Origin of the sequence: Nocardiopsis sp. NPDC049922 (assembly GCF_040660275.1) — a bacterium.
Lineage (GTDB): Bacteria > Actinomycetota > Actinomycetes > Streptosporangiales > Streptosporangiaceae > Nocardiopsis.
This window is the reverse complement of sequence record NZ_JBFAME010000020.1, coordinates 18,101-35,472: the sequence shown is the minus strand read 5'-3', so window position 1 is coordinate 35,472 and position 17,372 is coordinate 18,101. Positions and strand designations below refer to the sequence as shown.

Here is a 17,372-nt window from a genome sequence, read left to right as displayed (position 1 = left end):
AAGTACCGAGGGAAGGAAGACCACGTATGAACGCGCGTCTGGCATCGCTCACGGCCCTGGGCCTGGGCAGCGCACTCCTGCTGACCGCCTGCGGCGGTGGCGGGCAGAACCTGACGGAGGGGGAGGGCGACGACCAGGCGGCCGGCGCCTGTGAGCCGGGCGCGGAGGCACCGGTCGTCGAGCAGACCGACATCCCCGTCGTCGACATCCCCGAGTCCGGTGAGGATGCCGAGGAGATCAACATCGCGCTGATCCCCTGGGAGGAGGGCATCGCGGCCACGGCCCTCTGGGAGGTGCTCCTGGGGGAGAAGGGCTATGACGTCACCATCACCGAGCTCGACGTCGCCCCCATGTACCAGGGCACCGCCGACGGTGACATCGACCTGTTCCTCGACACCTGGCTTCCGCAGACCCACGCGGACTACTGGGCGGACTACGGCGACCAGCTGGAGAACCTGGGCGCCTGGTACGACAACGCCCGTCTGACGCTGACCGTCCCCAGCTACATGGAGGACGTCAACACCATCGCTGACCTGCGCGAGCAGGCGGACGAGCTGGGCAACCGGATCGTCGGCATCGAGTCCGGCTCCGGTCTGGTGCGCACGGTCAGCGAGCACGCCATCCCGGGTTACTGCCTGGACGAGCTCGAGCTGGTCGAGTCCTCCACCGGTGCCATGCTGGCCGAGCTGGACTCCGCCTACCAGGCCGAGGAGCCGATCGTCGTCACCCTGTGGCGTCCGCACATCGCCTACGCTCAGTACGACCTCAAGGACCTCGAGGACCCCGAAGGCATGATGGGCGGCGCGGAGACCATCCACGCGATCGGTCGCGGCGGTTTCGCCGAGGACTACCCGAACGCCGCCTCCTGGCTGAGCGAGTTCAGCCTGTCCGACGAGGAGCTCGGCTCCCTGGAGTCGCTGACCCTCGACGAGTACGAGGACGACCCGCAGGAGGGCGCCCGCGTCTGGCTCTCCGAGAACCCCGAGTTCCTGGAGCGCACCCTGGGCGACGACGCGGAGGGCGTGGAGTTCTAGCCCCCGCGCCGACCAGCCCGCGGTGACGCAGGCCAGGCCGTGGGAACGACGAACGGGCCGTCTCCCTCCGAGGGGAGGCGGCCCGTTCGCGTGTCGCGGTCCCGGGGTCAGGGGGCGTAGTAGCCGCCCTGCGAACCGGGCCTCCACTGCTGGTTCTGGTTCTGGCGCTCCCGCCGGGGGAGGACGTAGGCGGCGAGCAGGCCGCCGAGGAAGCCGAACAGGTGCGCCTGCCACGAGACGCCGGGGTGCTGGGGCAGGACCCCCCAGATCATCGTCCCGTAGAAGAGGACCACGCAGATCATGATCACGATGTCGATGGTCCTGCGCTCGATCAGGCCGCGCAGCACCGTGTAGCCGAAGTAGCCGAAGACGAGCCCGCTGGCGCCGACGGTGAGGGTGAGGGGCGAGCTGAACAACCAGACGCCGAGGCCGCTCACCAGGGCCACGATCAGGGTGGTCAGGAGGAACCGGCCGAGCCCGCTGAAGGCGACCAGGCATCCCAGCACCAGGAACGGTAGTGAGTTACCGATGATGTGCTGGAGGTTGCCGTGCATGAACGGTGCCGTGAGCACGGTCCAGGGGTCGGAGAAGGTCCAGGCGCGCAGCCCGAACTCCCGGTCGAGTCCTCCGTTGAACAGGACGCTGTCGAGGATCTCGAAGACCCACATGGCCGCGAGCATCCCCGCTACGGTCAGGATGGCGGTGATTCTGGACTGCTTCACCCCATCGAGGGTAGATCACACGACCTTGCGGCGGTATGTCCCAGTGGCGTGTGGTGCCGCGCGGGAGCGAGTGACCTGAGGGCTCACACCGCCTACGCCTTGGGACCGCGCCACCCGTCTCGCGCGTGGTCGCCCGGCTCCGACTCAGGAGGTCAGGGAGCGCTCACGGGGCGGGATACCGGCCACGGCCATGAACGACTCGACCTTGGCGGGCCTGGTCATCCCGGTCAGCGGGAGGTGCGTGCGGGCCGTGCGGCGGCTGTGCAGCGAGGGGAAGCGCTTGGGCCGACCGGCGGTGTCGTACAGGGCGAGGGACCGGATGCGCCCGGGGAGCACGTGGTAGGAGCCGATGTCCTGGAACGGGACACTGACGACGTAGCGGCCGCGCACGTAGCGGAACTCGTCGTCGGAGACCTCCAGGACCGGTGACGTGATCCGGTGTCCGTGGACCGCGAGGGCGATCCCCATGAGGGCGAGGAGGACACCGAGGGTGATGGTGGCCCAGTGGCCGGGATCGACGGCCACGGCGACGACGGCCAGCGCCACGAGAAGGTAACCGGCCGACAACTCCACGTGCTTGCGACCTGCGGGGCAGACCATGCGGACGGTTTCGGACACGGCAGATGCCTCTCTCGACGGGTGCTGCACGGGGTGACGGCGGTCGCCGATCGCAGCCTATCGGCTTCCCAGGCGTGCGGTCTGCGGTTTCGGACACCCCCGTTCCCGGCGCCCTCAGGTGCTATGTGGCTGTTGGTGTCTGTTGTTCCTCATGTCGCTTTTTTCTGATGATCATAGGATCTCCGGATGAATGAAATCCTTTGCCCCTTCGCCTCTCGGGCGGTGTGCGCCGGGGTTCGTGGTGGGAGACTCTCGCGTTATGCGTGTAGTTTGATGCTCAATGTCCGGTTTGGTGTGCGAGTCATCCTGTGGTGACCTCGGGAATAAACACTGTTGACCTGGTGTCCACTTCCGCCGCCCGCGCCCAGTGGGTATCAATCTCTTTTGGGTATGTCCGAATCCAACTTCGCTGGGTTATCGGTCACGAATAGGCTCTGTCCTGCGAAAACGCGCGAAGGCATGGAGTGTTGCGCCCGTGTTGAGGCCGTGTTGAGGTCGCGTGTCGGACACTCCGAGTAATGGCCGCGAACGGGTTGCGGATGGGTCACGAATCCAGCAGTGGGGCTATACAGACATTTCGCCTAATGGTCTTCTGATCGACTAATCGCCTAACTTCGGCGGGGTATGCGTCACTCGATCGGACGCTGTGTGTTCGGCTCGTATTAGTGATCAAGGGTGTAACTGATGCACAAACGAAGGAAAACGCTCGCGCTGGCCGCGGCCGGCACATCCGCGATGATGGTGTTGACGGCCTGTTCCGGCGGCGGAAGCGGTCCAGCGGACGGAGAACGCGAGGTCACATGGGTGATCAACAGCCTCCCGGCCGCGTGGGCGAGTACCAGTAGCGCCGGAGGCAGCGTCTACACCCTCCAGATGCTCTCCGGGGTGGTCCCGAACACGGGCGTCTGGCAGCCGGACGGCAGCTACGGGTACAACCTGGACATCCTCGCCGAGGAGCCCTCGGTCATCAACGACGACCTCGACGCGGGGCCGTTCCAGTACAGCTTCACCCTCGCCGAGGACGCGGTGTGGAGCGACGGCACGCCGATGACCGGCGAGGACCTGCGCGTCACCGCGATGATGTCGGCCTCCCCGGACGAGGGCTACTGCACCACCTGCGACTCCCGGGGCACCACCAACGCCGACATGATCGACACCATGGAGGTCGACGGCAAGACCATCACGATCACCCTCAAGGATGGGCTGTCCGACCCCGAGTGGATGGGCCAGTTCGACTCCGACAGCCCCGGCGGCGGCTTCTACCCGTCCCACCTGGCGGAGGAGAACGGCTGGGACGTCGACGACCCCGACCAGCTCGGCGAGTTCTACACCTGGCTGCACGAGACCCGGCCCGAGTGGTCCGGCGGCCCGTGGATGATCGTCGACGGCGACCTGGAGAACCAGGTCGTCAAGGAGCCCAACGCCGAGTGGTGGGGTGAGCCGGTCCAGCTCGACCGGATCATCATGCCGTTCAACAACGACGAGGGAACCTTCGTCAACGCGTTCAACAACGGCGAGATCGACGGCGCCAACCCCGCCCAGTTCAGCGAGGACGTCATCGCGGAGCTGGAGGGCGTTCCCAACGCGACCGTCACCATCGCCGAGGGCAGCACCTGGGAGCACATCGACCTCAACACCGAGAACGAGTGGCTCTCGGACGTCGAACTGCGCCGCGCCATCTTCACCGCGATCGACCGCGACGACATCGCCAGCCGCACCTACGGGCAGGGCTACCCCGACTACGAGCTGAAGAACAACCACATCTTCGGCAACGACAGCGAGTACTTCGTCGACCACCTCACCCCCACCGGGCAGGGCAGCGGCGACACCGAGGGGGCCGTGGAGATCCTGGAGGAGGCCGGGTACGAGCTCGACGGCGACACCCTCATGCTCGACGGCGAGCAGGTCGGCCCGTTCCGCCTCCGCAGCACCGACACGGTCGTGCGCAACAACTCCGTGCAGCTGATCCAGGCCCACCTGGCCGAGATCGGCATCGAGACCACCATCGAGATGACCGACAACCTCGGCGAGATGCTCAGCACCCAGGACTACGACATCGTCGAGTTCGGCTGGAGCGGCTCGCCCTACTTCGCCAGCAGCCCCGAGCAGTTCTGGCACAGCGAGAGCCCCAGCAACTTCGGCGGGCTCGACAACGAGGAGGTCGACGAACTGGTCGAGGCCGCCGGCAGCGCCGCCAACCAGGACGAGGCGGCCGACAACGCCAACCAGGCCATGGAGATCCTCGTCGAGGAGGCCTACGTCCTCCCGCTCCTGGCCGACCCCAACTACTTCTTCGCCAGCGACCGCGTCGCGAACATCGAGGACAACCTCTACTCCAGTTTCCGCGCCACCTACAACATCGGTGAGTGGAGCCTCGCCGAGTAGATCGGCACAGGTCTCCAGGCCCGGGCACGGGAGCCGACCCGTCACCCGCCACCACCCCGAACACCGCTTCGCGCGGGGTGGGGCGCCCCCCACGGGCGCCTGCGGCACGGCTCCTCCCCTGCCCGGGCCGGTCCTCGTTCACCCTGAAGGATCACACCCATGCTCGTTTACACGGTGCGGCGCGTGCTGGGCGCGATACCCGTCCTCCTCCTGGCGTCCGTCCTCACCTTCGTCCTGATCGACGTCTCCGGCGATCCCCTGGCCGACATGCGCGTCATGCAGCCGCCTCCGGACCCGGAGGTCATCCAGCTCCAGGAGGAACGCCTCTACCTCGACCGCTCCATGCCCGAGCGGTACTGGCTCTGGATCACCGGCATCGGCGGCAACGGCGACATCGGACTGCTCCAGGGGAAGTTCGGCCCCTCCACCCAGAGCGCCACCTACGACATCGGCGCGAACATCGCCGAGCGCCTCGGGGTCACCCTGCGGCTGGTGGGCGCGGCGACCGTCTTCGCCATCGGCCTGGCCGTCCTCACCGGCGTGGTCAGCGCGATGCGGCAGTACTCCAAGCTCGACTACACCCTCACCTTCATCGGCTTCCTCGCCCTGGCCATGCCGACGTTCTGGTTCGCCGGGATCGTCCAGCAGGCCGGGGTCGGATTCAACGAACTCGTCGGCACGCAGTTCTTCGCCACGGTCGGCGACGGCACCTACCAGGCGCAGAGCGAGTCGGGTTTCGGGCTGGTCACCAACGCCCTCGCCTACATGACCCTGCCCACGATCGTGCTCATGCTGACCAGCTTCGCGTCGTGGAGCCGCTACCAGCGCACCTCCATGCTGGAGGTGCTCAACAGCGACTACGTGCGCCTGGCGCGCGCCAAGGGGCTGCCCAACCGCGTCGTCGTCCGACGGCACGCCCTGCGCACCGCCCTCATCCCCCTGACCACGGTCGTGGCCGTCGGCATGGCGGCCATCATCGACGGCACGGTCCTGACCGAGCGGGTCTTCCAGTGGCGCGGGCTCGGCGAGTTCTTCATCCAGGCGGTGACGGCCAACGACTCCTTCGCGCTGATGGCGTGGCTGATGCTCAGCGGCACGACCGTCATCGTGGCCAACCTCATCGCCGACCTGCTGTACGGCGTGCTCGACCCGAGGATCCGCTATGAGTGAGAACAGGACGGCGGGCACGGCCGTCGCCGCCGACGGGGTGGGCGGCGTCGAGCGCACCCAGCTCCAGATGATCGTCCGCCGGTTCCTCCGGCACCGCCCCGCCATGATCAGCCTGGGCGTGCTGGTCGTGATCGCCCTCTTCGCCTTCGTCGGCCCCTTCCTCTGGACCTGGGACCACACCGTCCACCGGGAGATCCCGCCCAGCGTCCCGCCCAACGCCGACCACCCGCTGGGCACCACCACGGCCGGGAACGACGTGCTGGGCCAGCTCATGCGCGGCGCCCAGCAGACCCTGAAGGTGGCCTTCACCGTGTCGATCCTCGGCACGGCGGTCGGCTCCCTGTGGGGCGCGACGGCCGGATACTACGGGGGTCGGACCGACGCCCTGATGATGCGGATCGTCGACGTCTTCATGATCGTCCCGCTGCTGGTCATGGTCGCCGCGATCGCCGGAAGCGTGCGCGGCGGCACCACGTGGTGGGCGGTGGCGCTCATCATCGCCGCGTTCTCCTGGGCGCAGATCGCCCGCGTCGTCCGCGGCGTGGTGCTGTCCCTGCGGGAGCAGGAGTTCGTGGAGGCGGCCCGGGCGGCGGGCGCGTCGCCGGGCTGGATCATCGTCCGGCACCTGCTGCCCAACGCGGCCGGGCCGATCATCGTCGCCGCCACCCTCCTGGTGGCCGTGGCGATCCTGCTGGAGGCCGGGATGTCCTTCCTCAGCTTCGGCATCCAGCTCCCCGACATCTCCCTGGGCCAGATGATCGGCGATGCCCGTACGGCGGCCTCCACCCGGCCCTGGCTCTTCTACCCGCCGGGCGTCCTGCTGGTGATCGTCTGCCTGACGATCAACTTCATCGGCGACGGCCTCCGCGACGCCCTGGACCCGCGACAGACCATGGAGCGCCGATGACCACGACCGACGCGACGAACAGCGAGAAGGAAGCCAGGGAAGCCACCGTGGAGCGCGACGACGTGGTGCTGGAGGTCAACGACCTCGGCGTGACCTTCCAGTCGGACGACGGGCCGCTCCGGGCGGTCCGCGAGGTCTCCTACGTGCTGCGCGCCGGTGAGGCGCTGGGGATCGTCGGCGAGTCCGGGTCGGGCAAGTCCGTGACGTCCATGGCGATCATGGGTCTGCTGCCCCGCAACGCCCGCGTGACCGGTTCGGCGCGCGTGCTGGGCCAGGAGGTCGTCGGTCTGACGGACGCGCAGATCAGCAAGGTGCGCGGCGAGCGGATCGCGATGATCTTCCAGGACCCGCTGACCTCGCTCAACCCCGTCTACACCGTGGGCTACCAGATCTCCGAGGCGGTGCTCGCGCACCGGAACGTGAGCAGGGCGAAGGCGATGGCCCGCGCGCTGGAGCTGCTGGAACTGGTGGGCATCCCCCACCCGGAGCAGCGGCTCAAGCAGTACCCGCACGAACTGTCGGGCGGCATGCGCCAGCGCGTGGTGATCGCGATCGCGATGGCCAACGAGCCCGACGTCATCATCGCCGACGAGCCGACCACCGCGCTGGACGTCACCGTCCAGGCCCAGGTGCTGGAGGCGTTGAACGCGGCGCGGCGGGAGACCGGCGCGGCGCTCGTGCTCATCACGCACGACCTGGGCGTGGTGGCCGGGAACGTGGACCGGGTCGCCGTGATGTACGGCGGCCGGATCGTGGAGTCGGGGCCGGTGGAGGAGGTGTTCTACCGGCCGCGGATGCCCTACGCCCTCGGGCTGCTGGGCTCCCTGCCCCGGCTCGACGCGGACCGGCGCGAGCGCCTCACCCCGATCACGGGGACGCCGCCCTCCCTCAACGCAATGCCCCCGGGCTGCTCCTTCGCGCCGCGCTGCCCGATGGCGCGGGCACGGTGCCACGAGGAGGAACCGCTCCTGCTGGCGCTCGACGAGCGCGGCGACCGCGTGTGGGTCGACGTCGGCGACGTCGCGGCGCACTCCGCCGCGTGCCACTTCAGCGCGGAGCTGGGCGAGTCCACCCCGGCCGACCTGTTCCGCGCCGGGGTCGCGGCCGGGTCCGACACGGACGGGGGTTCCGAGCGGGAGGAGCCCACTGGGGAGGAGGCCGCGGGCGCGGACTCCGGGGCGAGGGGCGGCGGCGAGCCCATCCTCACCGTCACCGACCTGGTGAAGAACTTCCCGATCCGGTCCAAGGGCCTGCTCCGGCGGAAGATCGGCGAGGTGCAGGCGGTGTCCGGGATCTCCCTGGAACTGCGCGAGAAGGAGACGCTGGCCCTGGTGGGCGAGTCCGGGTGCGGCAAGTCCACGACCGCGCGGCTGCTGCTGCAGCTCATCCGGCGGACGTCGGGCGAGGTGCACTACATGGGCCAGCCGCTGCACACGCTCACCCCGCGCCAGATGCGCCCCCTGCGGCGCGACCTCCAGATCGTCTTCCAGGACCCGTTCGCCTCGCTCGACCCGCGCATGACGGTCGCGGACATCATCGCCGAGCCGCTGCGCATCCACCGCGAGGGCAACGGCCGGTCCCGGCGGCGCGTCGGCGAACTGCTGGAGCTGGTGGGGCTCAACCCGGAGCACGCCTCCCGGTATCCCCACGAGTTCTCCGGCGGCCAGCGCCAGCGCATCGGCGTCGCCCGCGCCCTGGCGCTCAACCCCCGGGTGCTGATCCTGGACGAACCCGTCTCCGCCCTCGACGTGTCCATCCAGGCGGGCGTGATCAACCTGCTGGAGGACCTCCAGGAGGAGCTGGGCCTGTCCTACCTGTTCGTCTCGCACGACCTGTCGGTGGTCAGGCACATCGCCGACCGGGTCGCCGTGATGTACCTGGGGCGGATCGTGGAGACCGGCACGACGGAGCAGCTGTTCGGGTCCCCCGCGCACCCGTACACGCAGGCGCTCATCTCCGCCATCCCCCTGCCGGACCCGGTCAAGGAGCGCACCCGGGAGCGGATCATCGTCACGGGTGACGTTCCCAGCCCGGCCGACCCGCCGTCGGGGTGCCGGTTCCGGACGCGGTGTCCGAAGTTCGCCAACGAGCTCTCCGCCCAGGAGCAGGCCCGATGCGTGGAGGAACCCCCGGAGCTCGAGGAGCGGGGCGCCGGTCACCGCGACGCCTGCCACTACTCGGAGGTGGTCGAGCTGATCTGAGCCGGGTGTCCGTACCCCGGGCGCGTCCGTGGCGGACGGGAACGCCGTCCGCTACGGTCGTTTCGCCATGTTCCGCGGCGCCGTGCCCCCGTGTCACCGGACCCCCGACCGATCTCACGAGGAGATCCATGACCGCCGAAACCCCCGACGGCCACCGCCCCCCGCGGTTCCGTCCCGGGAGCCTCCGGAGAAGAACCCGTCTGGCCGCCGCCGTGCTGGCCGCGCTCCCCCTGGCCACCGTCGCGCCGTTCACGGCCTCGTCCGCGCTCGCCGACGCGGTCGACGAGCAGGACCGTCTGGCCGACCTGCGCGCCGACATCGACGCCCTGCTGGAGGACCCCGCCCTGGAGGGCGCGGTGTCCGGAGTGGTCGTCGTCGACCCCGAGACGGGCGAGCGCCTGTACTCGCGCGACGGCGGCGAGCAGCTGCTCCCGGCCTCCAACATGAAGCTGTTCACCACCGCCGCCGGGCTGGACGTCCTCGGCGCCGACCACACGTTCACCACGGACGTCATGGTCGAGGACCGGCTCGGCCGGGGCGGCTACTCGGTGTCGGACCTGTTCCTGGTCGGCGGGGGCGACCCCTCGCTCACCGCGGCCGATCTGGACGCGATGGCCGAGGAGGTGGCCGACGCGGGGATCCGGACCGTGCGCGGCGACCTGGTCGCCGACGACACCTGGTTCGACGACGAGCGACTGGTCGACGACTGGTGGCCGTCGGACGAGCCGTACGCCTACTCAGCGCAGATCTCCGCGCTGACCGTCGCCCACGGGGAGCGCCTCGACACCGGCGTCACGGAGGTCGTGGTCACCCCGGCGGGGGAGGGTGAGCCGGTCGACGTGGCCCTGGGCGCCGCCGAGGGCTACATGGAGCTGGACAACCAGGCCGTCACCGTGGCGGCCGGGGAGAGCGGCTCCGTCGTGATCGACCGTCCCACGGGCACCAACACCATCACGGTCACCGGCTCCCTGCCGGAGGACGCCGACCCGGTGGTCCGCCTGCGCACGGTCGACGAGCCCGCCGCCTTCGCCGGGCACGTGTTCCGGGAGGCGCTGGAACGGCACGGGGTCCGGGTCCGGGGTGACGTGACCCTGGGCGAGATGCCCGAGGACCGGTCGGACGCCGAGGTGGTCGCCGACCACGAGTCCGACACGCTGGGCGAACTGATGTCGCCGCTGATGAAGTTCAGCAACAACGGGCACGTGGAGATGCTCGTCAAGAGCATCGGCCGGGAGGTCGCCGACGAGGGGTCGTGGCCGGCCGGTCTGGCCGGTGTCGAGGAGGCCGTGGCCGGTCTCGGCGTGAACACCGAGGACGTGGTCTTCCACGACGGCTCCGGCCTGTCCCGGACCGACCGGGTCACCGCCGACGCCGTCACCGAGCTGCTCGGCCAGACGCGGGACGCCTCCTGGTACGAGACCTGGCGCGCCTCGATCCCGGTCGCGGGCGACCCCGACCCGTGGGTCGGCGGCACCCTCACCAACCGGATGCGCGGCACCGCCGCCGCCGGCGTGGTCCAGGGCAAGACCGGCACGATGTCCGGGGTCAGCGCGCTGTCCGGGTACGTCACCGGGCCCGACGGCCGTGACCTGGTGTTCAGCGTGGTCAACAACGGCCACTCGGGATGGGCGCCGATCCACGTGCAGGACGGGATCGCGATCAGCATCGCCGAGTACCTGGGACACGAGGCCCCGATCACGACGCTCCGCCAGAACGCCCCCGCGCAGCAGCGCGGCGGTGAGCTGGAGTGCTCGTGGGAGCTGACCTGCTGATCCGGGGTCTGACCCGCTGATCCGCTGAGATCCGACACGGTGGGGCGCGCACCTTGAGGGGGCGCGCCCCATCCGCGTCCGCGGGGTCGGCGGGTGGTCCACAGGCGGTGCGGTCTCTGGGGCGGCGAGTTGTCCACAGGTAGTGGACCCGCCACCCACGGTCGCCGCGCGAGTGGCAGACTCGGATCCAGGCGCCCCCGTCTCCACCACTCCACACCGGGTTCCACGGCGCCGTCCCTGCCCCCCGAGCGGTCGTCCGCGCGCGAGCGGGTGTCCGCCACGACGTCCCGGAAGGGTTCGTGGCCATGTACAGCCACCTCGAACAGTTCCCCGAACACGCGTCGGCCGTCCTGGCCGCCTCGGCGACCACGGACGCCGGGAGCTGGCTGGGACAGATCCTGTCCATCGGCTTCTTCGTCCTCCTCCTGCTCGGGCTCGGCGTCCTCGCGAGTCGGATGATGGGCGTGCCGTTCAACGCCCCGCGGCTCGCCGTCGCCGGGGCGATCGGTGTGCCGATCGGCGGCGCCGCCAGCATCCTGCTGTACCTGGGCTCCACGCCCACCTCGCCCGACTTCGACCCCGAGCGACTGGCGGGGCCCGGGTTCGTCGCGTTGATGTCGCTGGCCATGGCCGTCGCGGCGATGCTCGCCTTCGTCGCCCTCGAACTCGCCCTGCCGCAGGGGACCCGGCTGCGCCCGGTCGCGGCGGCACGCGGGGCGGTGCTCTGGTTCAAACGGATCGGCCGCTACCGCAGGATCGTGTGGATCCTCGCCCGGCACGGGCTGTGGGGGTACGTGACCCGGCGGCGGGACGGCGGCGAGGACGCCTCCACCCAGCGCCGCCTCGCCCGCTCCCTGGCCAGGTCCATGGAGGAGGCCGGGGTGGTGTTCGTCAAGCTCGGCCAGGTGATGGCGACGCGACGCGACCTGCTGCCCCCGGTGTTCGTCGAGGAGCTGGGCCGCCTGCACAACGAGGTGGCGCCCGTCCCGTCCGCCCGGGTGCGCGAGGCCGTCGAGCGGTCCCTGGGCCGCCCCCTGGACGAGGTCTTCGCGGACTTCTCCGCCGAACCGCTCGCCGCCGCCTCCATCGCCCAGGCCCACCTGGCGCGGTTGACGGACGGGCGGGAGGTCGTGGTCAAGGTCCAGCGTCCGGGCGTGCTGCCGATCGTCCAACGGGACCTCGACATCATCCGGCGGCTGGCGCGCAGGTTCCACAGGGGCACCGACTGGGGTCCGGCGATCGGTGTGGTGGACCTGGCGGAGGGGTTCGCCGAGGCGCTGCTGGAGGAGTTGGACTTCGAGGTCGAGGCGGCCAACATCGCCGCCGTCGCCGGGGCCACCGCCGACTCGCCGGTGCGTATCCCGACCGTGCACGAGGCCTACACCACGCGCGAGGTCATGGTCATGGAACGCCTGCACGGGACGCCGTTGGGCGGGGCCGACCTGAGCGGGTCGGACGGCGGGCACATCGCCCGCGTGCTGCTGGACTGCCTGCTGGAGCAGGTGATGGTCGGCGGCATCTTCCACGCCGATCCGCACCCCGGCAACATCATGCTGCTCGACGACGGCGGCGTCGGGCTGCTGGACTACGGGTCCGTGGGCCGCCTGGACGGGCAGACCCGCGAGTCCCTGCGGATGATGCTGCTGGCCATCGACCGCTCCGACGCGGTCCTGCTCACCGACACCCTGCTGGACGTGGTCGACGACGCCGCGGGGGTGGACGAGGAGCGGCTGCGCCGGGCGCTGGGCCAGTTCATGGCCCGCTATCTGCACAGCGGCGCGACCGCCAGCATGCGTATGTTCACCGAGCTGATGCTGATCGTCACCCGCTTCGGTCTGTCGCTGCCACCCGAGCTGGCGGCGGTGTTCCGAGCGCTGGCCACGTTGGAGGGGACTCTGGTGTACCTCTCCCCGGGCTTCGACACGGTCACCGAGGCGCGGCGGTTCGCGGAGGGCCGGATGGCGGGCGAGCTGAACGCCGACAACCTGCGGGACGCCGCGATGGCCGAGCTGGTGGCGGTGATGCCCACGCTGCGGAGGCTGCCGCGCAGGATGGACCGGATCACCGAACAGCTGCACAAGGGGCGGTTCACCGTGCGGGTGCGGCCGTTCGCCCACCCGGACGACCGAGCCCTGCTCCGGCGCGCCGGCCAGCGCGCGGTGCTGATGGTCCTGACGGTGGTGACCGGGCTGATGTCGGTGGGGCTGTTCAACGTCACCGAGGGGCCCGACGTGGTGTGGGCCGACATGTCCGCGCGCGCCCAGGTGCTCAGCATCGCCGCCTGGGCGCTGCTGGCCGCGTCGGGGCTGATGATCCTGCGGCTGCTGATCGGGATCACCAAGGTCGGAGCCGCCGCCCGCGCGATGGACACGTGACCGCGGCGGCCCCGGACGGTCCGGCGCGTGGGGGGAGTCGACAGGCCCACCCCCACCCCCCCCGGAGCCCGATCGGACGGTCCGGTGTGGAGGGAGCCCGCGGGCGGCTACCAGGCGCGGCGGCCCAGGTGGGCGAGCAGGCGGGTCTGCTCGTCGGCGCCCTCCGGCGGGGTCAGCTCCGCACGGCACACGCCCTCGCGGCGCAGGTTCGAGCCGAAGCGGTCGGCGGCCTCGCGTACCCAGCGCACGTCGTCGGGGTCGATGCGCTCGTCCTGGCCCGTCGCGCGGCACAGGTCCCACCGGTGGATCACGAGGTCGAACCCGAGGAACCGGTCCACCGCCTGGGCGAACGTGGTCCGGCCGAAGAAGCCGTCGAACTCGGCACCAGCGCGCTCGGGGTCGTTGAGGTCGGCCAGGACCACCGTCCTGGCCGCGTCCCAGGCGGCGGCCGGGTCGTCGTCCACCGAGGGGATGTCCCCGAGTTCGCGGCCGACCAGGCCGAGGAACGTGCCCTGCGTGTCCACCACGTGCCGGACCAGATCACGGGCGGTCCAGCCCTCGCACGGGGTGTCGGCCGACCACCCGTCCTCGGGAACGGCCGCGACGGCGCGCGCGAAGTCGGCGGAGAGGCGGTCGTAGCGCTTGGCGATGTCACTCATGGCGGAACCTGCTTTCCGGGTGTCGTCGGTGGCCACCAGTCTGGTCCGGCCTCGGCCCGGGGTCTTGAACAAACGCGACACGTGTTCGAACGCCGCGTCCTATGCTGGGCACATGAGACCGAAGCCCGTCGACAGGGACGCGCGCGGCATCCTCGACCCGGAGACCGGGCTGACCCGCTTCCGGCTCGACCGCCACGCGCCCTCGGCGCCCGTCGCCCGCCTCGTGGACCGCTACTGGGTGGCTTCCTGGGACCTGACCGACCGTGCGCCGCACGTGCAACGGGTCCTGCCGCACCCCGTGGTCAACGTGGTCTTCACCGAGGGCCGCGCGGGTGTGTACGGGCCCGCCACGGGCGTCACCGAGCGCCGTCTGGAGGGTGTCGGCTGGGCGCTCGGGGTCATGTTCCGGCCCGCCGGGTTCCGGCCCCTCCTCGGCCGCGCGCTGAACACGATGGTGGACGCCGCGCTGCCGTGGGCGGAGGTCTTCGACGGCGACGTGCCCGACCACACCGGTCCCGAGCCGCTCATCGCGTGGGTGGACCGCCACCTCGCCGCACGGCTGCCCGAGGAGCGCCACCCGGCGGAGGACACCGCCGACATCGTGGACCGGGTGGCCGCCGATCCCACGGTGGTCAGCGTGTCCGCGCTCGCCGAGCGCGAAGGAGTCGGGGTGCGCCTGCTGCAACGCCGGTTCGCCGACCACGTCGGCCTCGCGCCCAAGACGGTGATCCGCCGGTACCGCCTCTACGAGGCCGCCGAGCGCGCCCGCGCGGGGGAGCGGCCCGACTGGGGCGGGCTCGCCGCCGAACTCGGCTACAGCGACCAGTCGCACCTGACCCGTGAGTTCACGTCGGTCATCGGGGTTCCTCCCGGCCGGTACGCGGCGCGGCGGACGCGGACACCAGCCGGGTGAGCACCGCGTACACCTCCTGCTCCGTCGGCGCGGACTCGGTCGTGCAGGAGCGCAGGAACAGGCCGTCGATCGCGGCGGCCGCCCCGGTCCGGGCCACCGGATCGGTCAGGTAGGCGGCGAGGAAGGAATCCACGGCCTCGTTCCAGCGTTCGATCTGTGGGCGCAGGGACGGCCGCCGTGCGGCGATGAGGAAGAGTTCGCACTCGGCCATCACGTGTGCCCGGTCGGCGCCCGAACCGGCGGCGACCAGTGCGGCGAACCCGCGTAGTGCGCCGTCGGGGTCGTCGGGCAGGGCGGCGATCGCGGCCACGTAGGTGTCGTTGACCCGGGTGAGGGCGTCCACCAGGAGGTCGTCCACGCCCGCGTAGTAGTACGTGACCGCGCTGGCCGGGACGCCCGCCTCGGCCGCCACCCGTCGTTGGCTCACGGCGGCGACGCCGTCGCGTTCGACGACGCGCATCGTGGCGTCCAGCAGGAGGCGGCGGCGCTGCTCTCCCTTGCGCCGTCGGCCGTCGGTGATGTCCCCGGTCTCGTTCACGTGTCCCCTTGTCGACGGGTGTGACCGTGCGGGCGCCGGGTCAGTGGGCGCCGCCCAGCTCCAGCGCCATGACGCCGCCGATGACGAGGGCGATGCCGCCCACCTGGACCCAGGTGAGGGACTCACCGAGGAACAGGGCGCCGATCGCGGCGACCAGGGCGATGCCCGTCGCCGCCCACACGCCGTAGGCCACACCGAGGTCCATACCCCGGTTCAGGGAATGAGAGAGCAGGTAGAACGCTGTGAGGTATCCGACAGCCACCACGACCGACGGGATCGGCCGGGTGAAACCCTCGGAGAGCTTGAGCGAGGTCGTCGCGGCGACCTCGGCGACGATCGCGCCGCCCAACCAGATCCACGGCATGGGGTCCCTTCCAGAGAAACCTGATCGACTGCTCCAGATTCTACCCAACAACTTGTCCGTTCGCTCAGGTTCTTGGGCGTGACCGGTCTCTGTGCGGACCGGGTCTCGGGTGGCCGTAACCTCGGGACCGGAGGTTCGGACTCTTACCCCCTGGGTGTAACGTCGGCGGTTCCGGCGCTTTCTCCCCACGCGCCCGAGATCACCGCTCCATACCAATCCGCGGAGGATCCGAACCTTTTCGGCGCTCACGCGTCTCACCTAGCGAAAGCACACACCAGGCACCCGGCGTTCAAGATGGAGGTCCAGACGTGACGGGCAACACCACCCCGGCGGTGACGCGTCGGTTCGGCATCGGACTGATGGCGCTGGCGCTCGCGGCCACTGCCTGCACGCCTGGGGACGCCGAGCCGCAGAGCAGTGAGGACTCCGCCGTCGACGCGGACCCCGCGGCGCTGACCATCACCCCCGGGGACGGCGGGACCGGGGTCGCGCCGAACTCGCCCATCCGCGTGAGGGCCGAGAGCGGCGTCATCACCGATGTCCAGGTCGAGCAGACCGTCGTCAGCGAGGCCTCCCTCACCGGCACGGAGGAGGACGGGTCCCACCTCCTCGACATGACCGGAACCCTCAACGAGGGCGAGACCGAGTGGGTCAGCGACTGGACCCTGGCCCCCGGCTCCGAGGTCGTCGTCACCGCCACCGCGGCGAACGCGGCCGGTGAGGAGACCGAGCTCGTCCAGCAGTTCAGCACCCTGGACGCCACCCCCGGGCAGCGCCTGGAGCTGGACACCTACACCACCTTCCCGAGCAGTGGCGACACGGTCGGTGTCGGCATGCCCGTGGTGGTCGGCTTCGACCTGCCCGTCACCAACAAGGAGCAGGTGGAGAGCGCCATGGAGGTGACCGCGGACCAGGAGATCGCGGGCGCCTGGAACTGGGTGTCGGACCAGCAGGCCGTCTTCCGCCCCGAGGAGTACTGGGAGCCGCACCAGAACGTGACCGTCGACCTCCACCTCGCCGGTGTCGAGGCCTCCGAGGGCGTCTACGGTGTCCGCGACTACCAGATCGACTTCGAGGTCGGCCGTGAGCTGATCCTGACGATGAACGTCCCCGACCACGAGATGGCCGTCAACATCGACGGCGAGCAGGACCGCGTCATCGAGGTGAGCAACGGCAACGGCAGCAGCCGGATGTACACCACCACCACCGGCACCCACGTGCTCATGGAGCGCTACGAGCAGCTGACCATGGACTCGGCGACGCTCGGCGTCCCCGCCGACTCCCCGGACGCCTACCGCGTCGACGTCCAGTACGCCGTCCGCACCTCCAGCAGCGGCGAGTTCCTCCACGAGGCCTCGTACAACGGCAACATCGGCTCCGCCAACACCTCCCACGGGTGCACCAACCTGAGGATGGAGGACGCCCGGTGGATCTTCGAGAACACCCTCATGGGCGACGTCCTGGAGACCACCGGCACCGACCGCGACCTGGAGTGGAACAACGGCTGGGGCTACTGGCAGATGTCCTGGGACGAGTGGCTGGAGGCCAGCCTGACCGGTGAGCAGACCACCGACGGCTCCGGCACCTCCGGCTCCCCCCACGGCGAGGGCCTGTAACCGACGAACACCGGCGGGGGCGGTGGGACGCGGTCCCGCCGCCCCCGCCGGCGCGCGAAGTCCTCCCCGTCCGGGGCGGCGAACAGCCACTCGATGAC

Annotated in this window: 14 protein-coding genes; 9 read left to right on the top strand and 5 right to left on the bottom strand. The window is 70.5% G+C overall.

Features of this window, described 5'->3' with window-relative positions; genetic code table 11:
* The first annotated feature begins 26 nt into the window (after positions 1-26).
* Positions 27-1,034, top strand: coding sequence for a glycine betaine ABC transporter substrate-binding protein (locus AB0I72_RS25645; RefSeq protein ID WP_358573053.1), 1,008 nt, complete (start codon positions 27-29; stop codon positions 1,032-1,034).
* A gap of 107 nt (positions 1,035-1,141) precedes the next feature.
* On the opposite strand, the gene AB0I72_RS25640 is transcribed toward AB0I72_RS25645, so the two are convergent.
* Complete coding sequence (locus tag AB0I72_RS25640) at positions 1,142-1,756, bottom strand: rhomboid family intramembrane serine protease (RefSeq protein ID WP_358573051.1); 615 nt, start codon at positions 1,754-1,756, stop codon at positions 1,142-1,144.
* A gap of 144 nt (positions 1,757-1,900) precedes the next feature.
* Entirely contained in the window at positions 1,901-2,374 is a 474-nt protein-coding gene (locus tag AB0I72_RS25635) for a hypothetical protein (RefSeq protein WP_358573049.1), read from the bottom strand.
* A gap of 735 nt (positions 2,375-3,109) precedes the next feature.
* On the opposite strand from AB0I72_RS25635, the gene AB0I72_RS25630 reads away from it, so the two are divergent.
* The 6 genes from AB0I72_RS25630 (at position 3,110) to AB0I72_RS25605 (ending at position 13,184) form a co-directional block, all read left to right on the top strand.
* The gene (locus AB0I72_RS25630) at positions 3,110-4,759 is read left to right on the top strand and encodes an ABC transporter family substrate-binding protein (RefSeq protein ID WP_358573089.1); all 1,650 of its coding nucleotides are present in this window, start codon (positions 3,110-3,112) and stop codon (positions 4,757-4,759) included.
* 159 nt (positions 4,760-4,918) lie between these two features.
* Positions 4,919-5,929, top strand: a complete 1,011-nt coding sequence (locus tag AB0I72_RS25625) for an ABC transporter permease (protein WP_358573047.1) — start codon at positions 4,919-4,921, stop codon at positions 5,927-5,929.
* Positions 5,922-6,836 carry an ABC transporter permease gene (locus AB0I72_RS25620; protein WP_358573045.1) on the top strand — a complete coding sequence of 305 codons (915 nt, stop codon included), beginning with the start codon at positions 5,922-5,924 and terminating at the stop codon, positions 6,834-6,836. The genes AB0I72_RS25625 and AB0I72_RS25620 overlap by 8 nt, the downstream gene beginning before the upstream one ends.
* Positions 6,833-9,037: an ABC transporter ATP-binding protein gene (locus tag AB0I72_RS25615; RefSeq protein ID WP_358573043.1), complete on the top strand. Its 2,205-nt coding sequence runs from the start codon at positions 6,833-6,835 to the stop codon at positions 9,035-9,037. The genes AB0I72_RS25620 and AB0I72_RS25615 overlap by 4 nt, the downstream gene beginning before the upstream one ends.
* Before the next feature lie 128 nt (positions 9,038-9,165).
* Positions 9,166-10,809, top strand: a complete 1,644-nt coding sequence (dacB, locus tag AB0I72_RS25610; protein WP_358573041.1) for a D-alanyl-D-alanine carboxypeptidase/D-alanyl-D-alanine-endopeptidase — start codon at positions 9,166-9,168, stop codon at positions 10,807-10,809.
* A gap of 305 nt (positions 10,810-11,114) precedes the next feature.
* Positions 11,115-13,184: an AarF/UbiB family protein gene (locus AB0I72_RS25605; RefSeq protein WP_358573039.1), complete on the top strand. Its 2,070-nt coding sequence runs from the start codon at positions 11,115-11,117 to the stop codon at positions 13,182-13,184.
* A 107-nt stretch (positions 13,185-13,291) separates the two neighbouring features.
* Here AB0I72_RS25605 and AB0I72_RS25600 read toward each other — a convergent pair whose 3' ends face one another.
* Entirely contained in the window at positions 13,292-13,843 is a 552-nt protein-coding gene (locus tag AB0I72_RS25600; RefSeq protein WP_358573037.1) for a TIGR03086 family metal-binding protein, read from the bottom strand.
* 112 nt (positions 13,844-13,955) lie between these two features.
* Here AB0I72_RS25600 and AB0I72_RS25595 point away from each other — a divergent pair, with 112 nt between their 5' ends.
* A complete protein-coding gene (locus AB0I72_RS25595) occupies positions 13,956-14,756 on the top strand; it encodes a helix-turn-helix transcriptional regulator (protein WP_358573035.1) in 801 nt (266 codons plus the stop codon).
* On the opposite strand, the gene AB0I72_RS25590 is transcribed toward AB0I72_RS25595, so the two are convergent.
* Entirely contained in the window at positions 14,698-15,294 is a 597-nt protein-coding gene (locus tag AB0I72_RS25590) for a TetR family transcriptional regulator (RefSeq protein WP_358573033.1), read from the bottom strand. The two genes, AB0I72_RS25595 and AB0I72_RS25590, sit on opposite strands and share 59 nt — an antisense overlap.
* 40 nt (positions 15,295-15,334) lie before the next feature.
* Positions 15,335-15,658 carry a multidrug efflux SMR transporter gene (locus AB0I72_RS25585; RefSeq protein ID WP_358573031.1) on the bottom strand — a complete coding sequence of 108 codons (324 nt, stop codon included), beginning with the start codon at positions 15,656-15,658 and terminating at the stop codon, positions 15,335-15,337.
* 308 nt (positions 15,659-15,966) lie between these two features.
* On the opposite strand from AB0I72_RS25585, the gene AB0I72_RS25580 reads away from it, so the two are divergent.
* On the top strand, positions 15,967-17,274 hold the full coding sequence (locus AB0I72_RS25580; protein ID WP_358573029.1) for an Ig-like domain-containing protein: 1,308 nt from the start codon (positions 15,967-15,969) through the stop codon (positions 17,272-17,274).
* The last annotated feature ends 98 nt before the right edge of the window (positions 17,275-17,372 follow it).

Coding starts and splice junctions, on each gene's coding strand:
- AB0I72_RS25645 (WP_358573053.1), top strand. CDS start 27: ATGAACGCGCGTCTGGCATCGCTCACGGCCCTGGGCCTGGGCAGCGCA.
- dacB (WP_358573041.1), top strand. CDS start 9,166: ATGACCGCCGAAACCCCCGACGGCCACCGCCCCCCGCGGTTCCGTCCC.
- AB0I72_RS25605 (WP_358573039.1), top strand. CDS start 11,115: ATGTACAGCCACCTCGAACAGTTCCCCGAACACGCGTCGGCCGTCCTG.
- AB0I72_RS25595 (WP_358573035.1), top strand. CDS start 13,956: ATGAGACCGAAGCCCGTCGACAGGGACGCGCGCGGCATCCTCGACCCG.
- AB0I72_RS25630 (WP_358573089.1), top strand. CDS start 3,110: ATGATGGTGTTGACGGCCTGTTCCGGCGGCGGAAGCGGTCCAGCGGAC.
- AB0I72_RS25615 (WP_358573043.1), top strand. CDS start 6,833: ATGACCACGACCGACGCGACGAACAGCGAGAAGGAAGCCAGGGAAGCC.
- AB0I72_RS25620 (WP_358573045.1), top strand. CDS start 5,922: ATGAGTGAGAACAGGACGGCGGGCACGGCCGTCGCCGCCGACGGGGTG.
- AB0I72_RS25625 (WP_358573047.1), top strand. CDS start 4,919: ATGCTCGTTTACACGGTGCGGCGCGTGCTGGGCGCGATACCCGTCCTC.
- AB0I72_RS25600 (WP_358573037.1), bottom strand. CDS start 13,843: ATGAGTGACATCGCCAAGCGCTACGACCGCCTCTCCGCCGACTTCGCG.
- AB0I72_RS25585 (WP_358573031.1), bottom strand. CDS start 15,658: ATGCCGTGGATCTGGTTGGGCGGCGCGATCGTCGCCGAGGTCGCCGCG.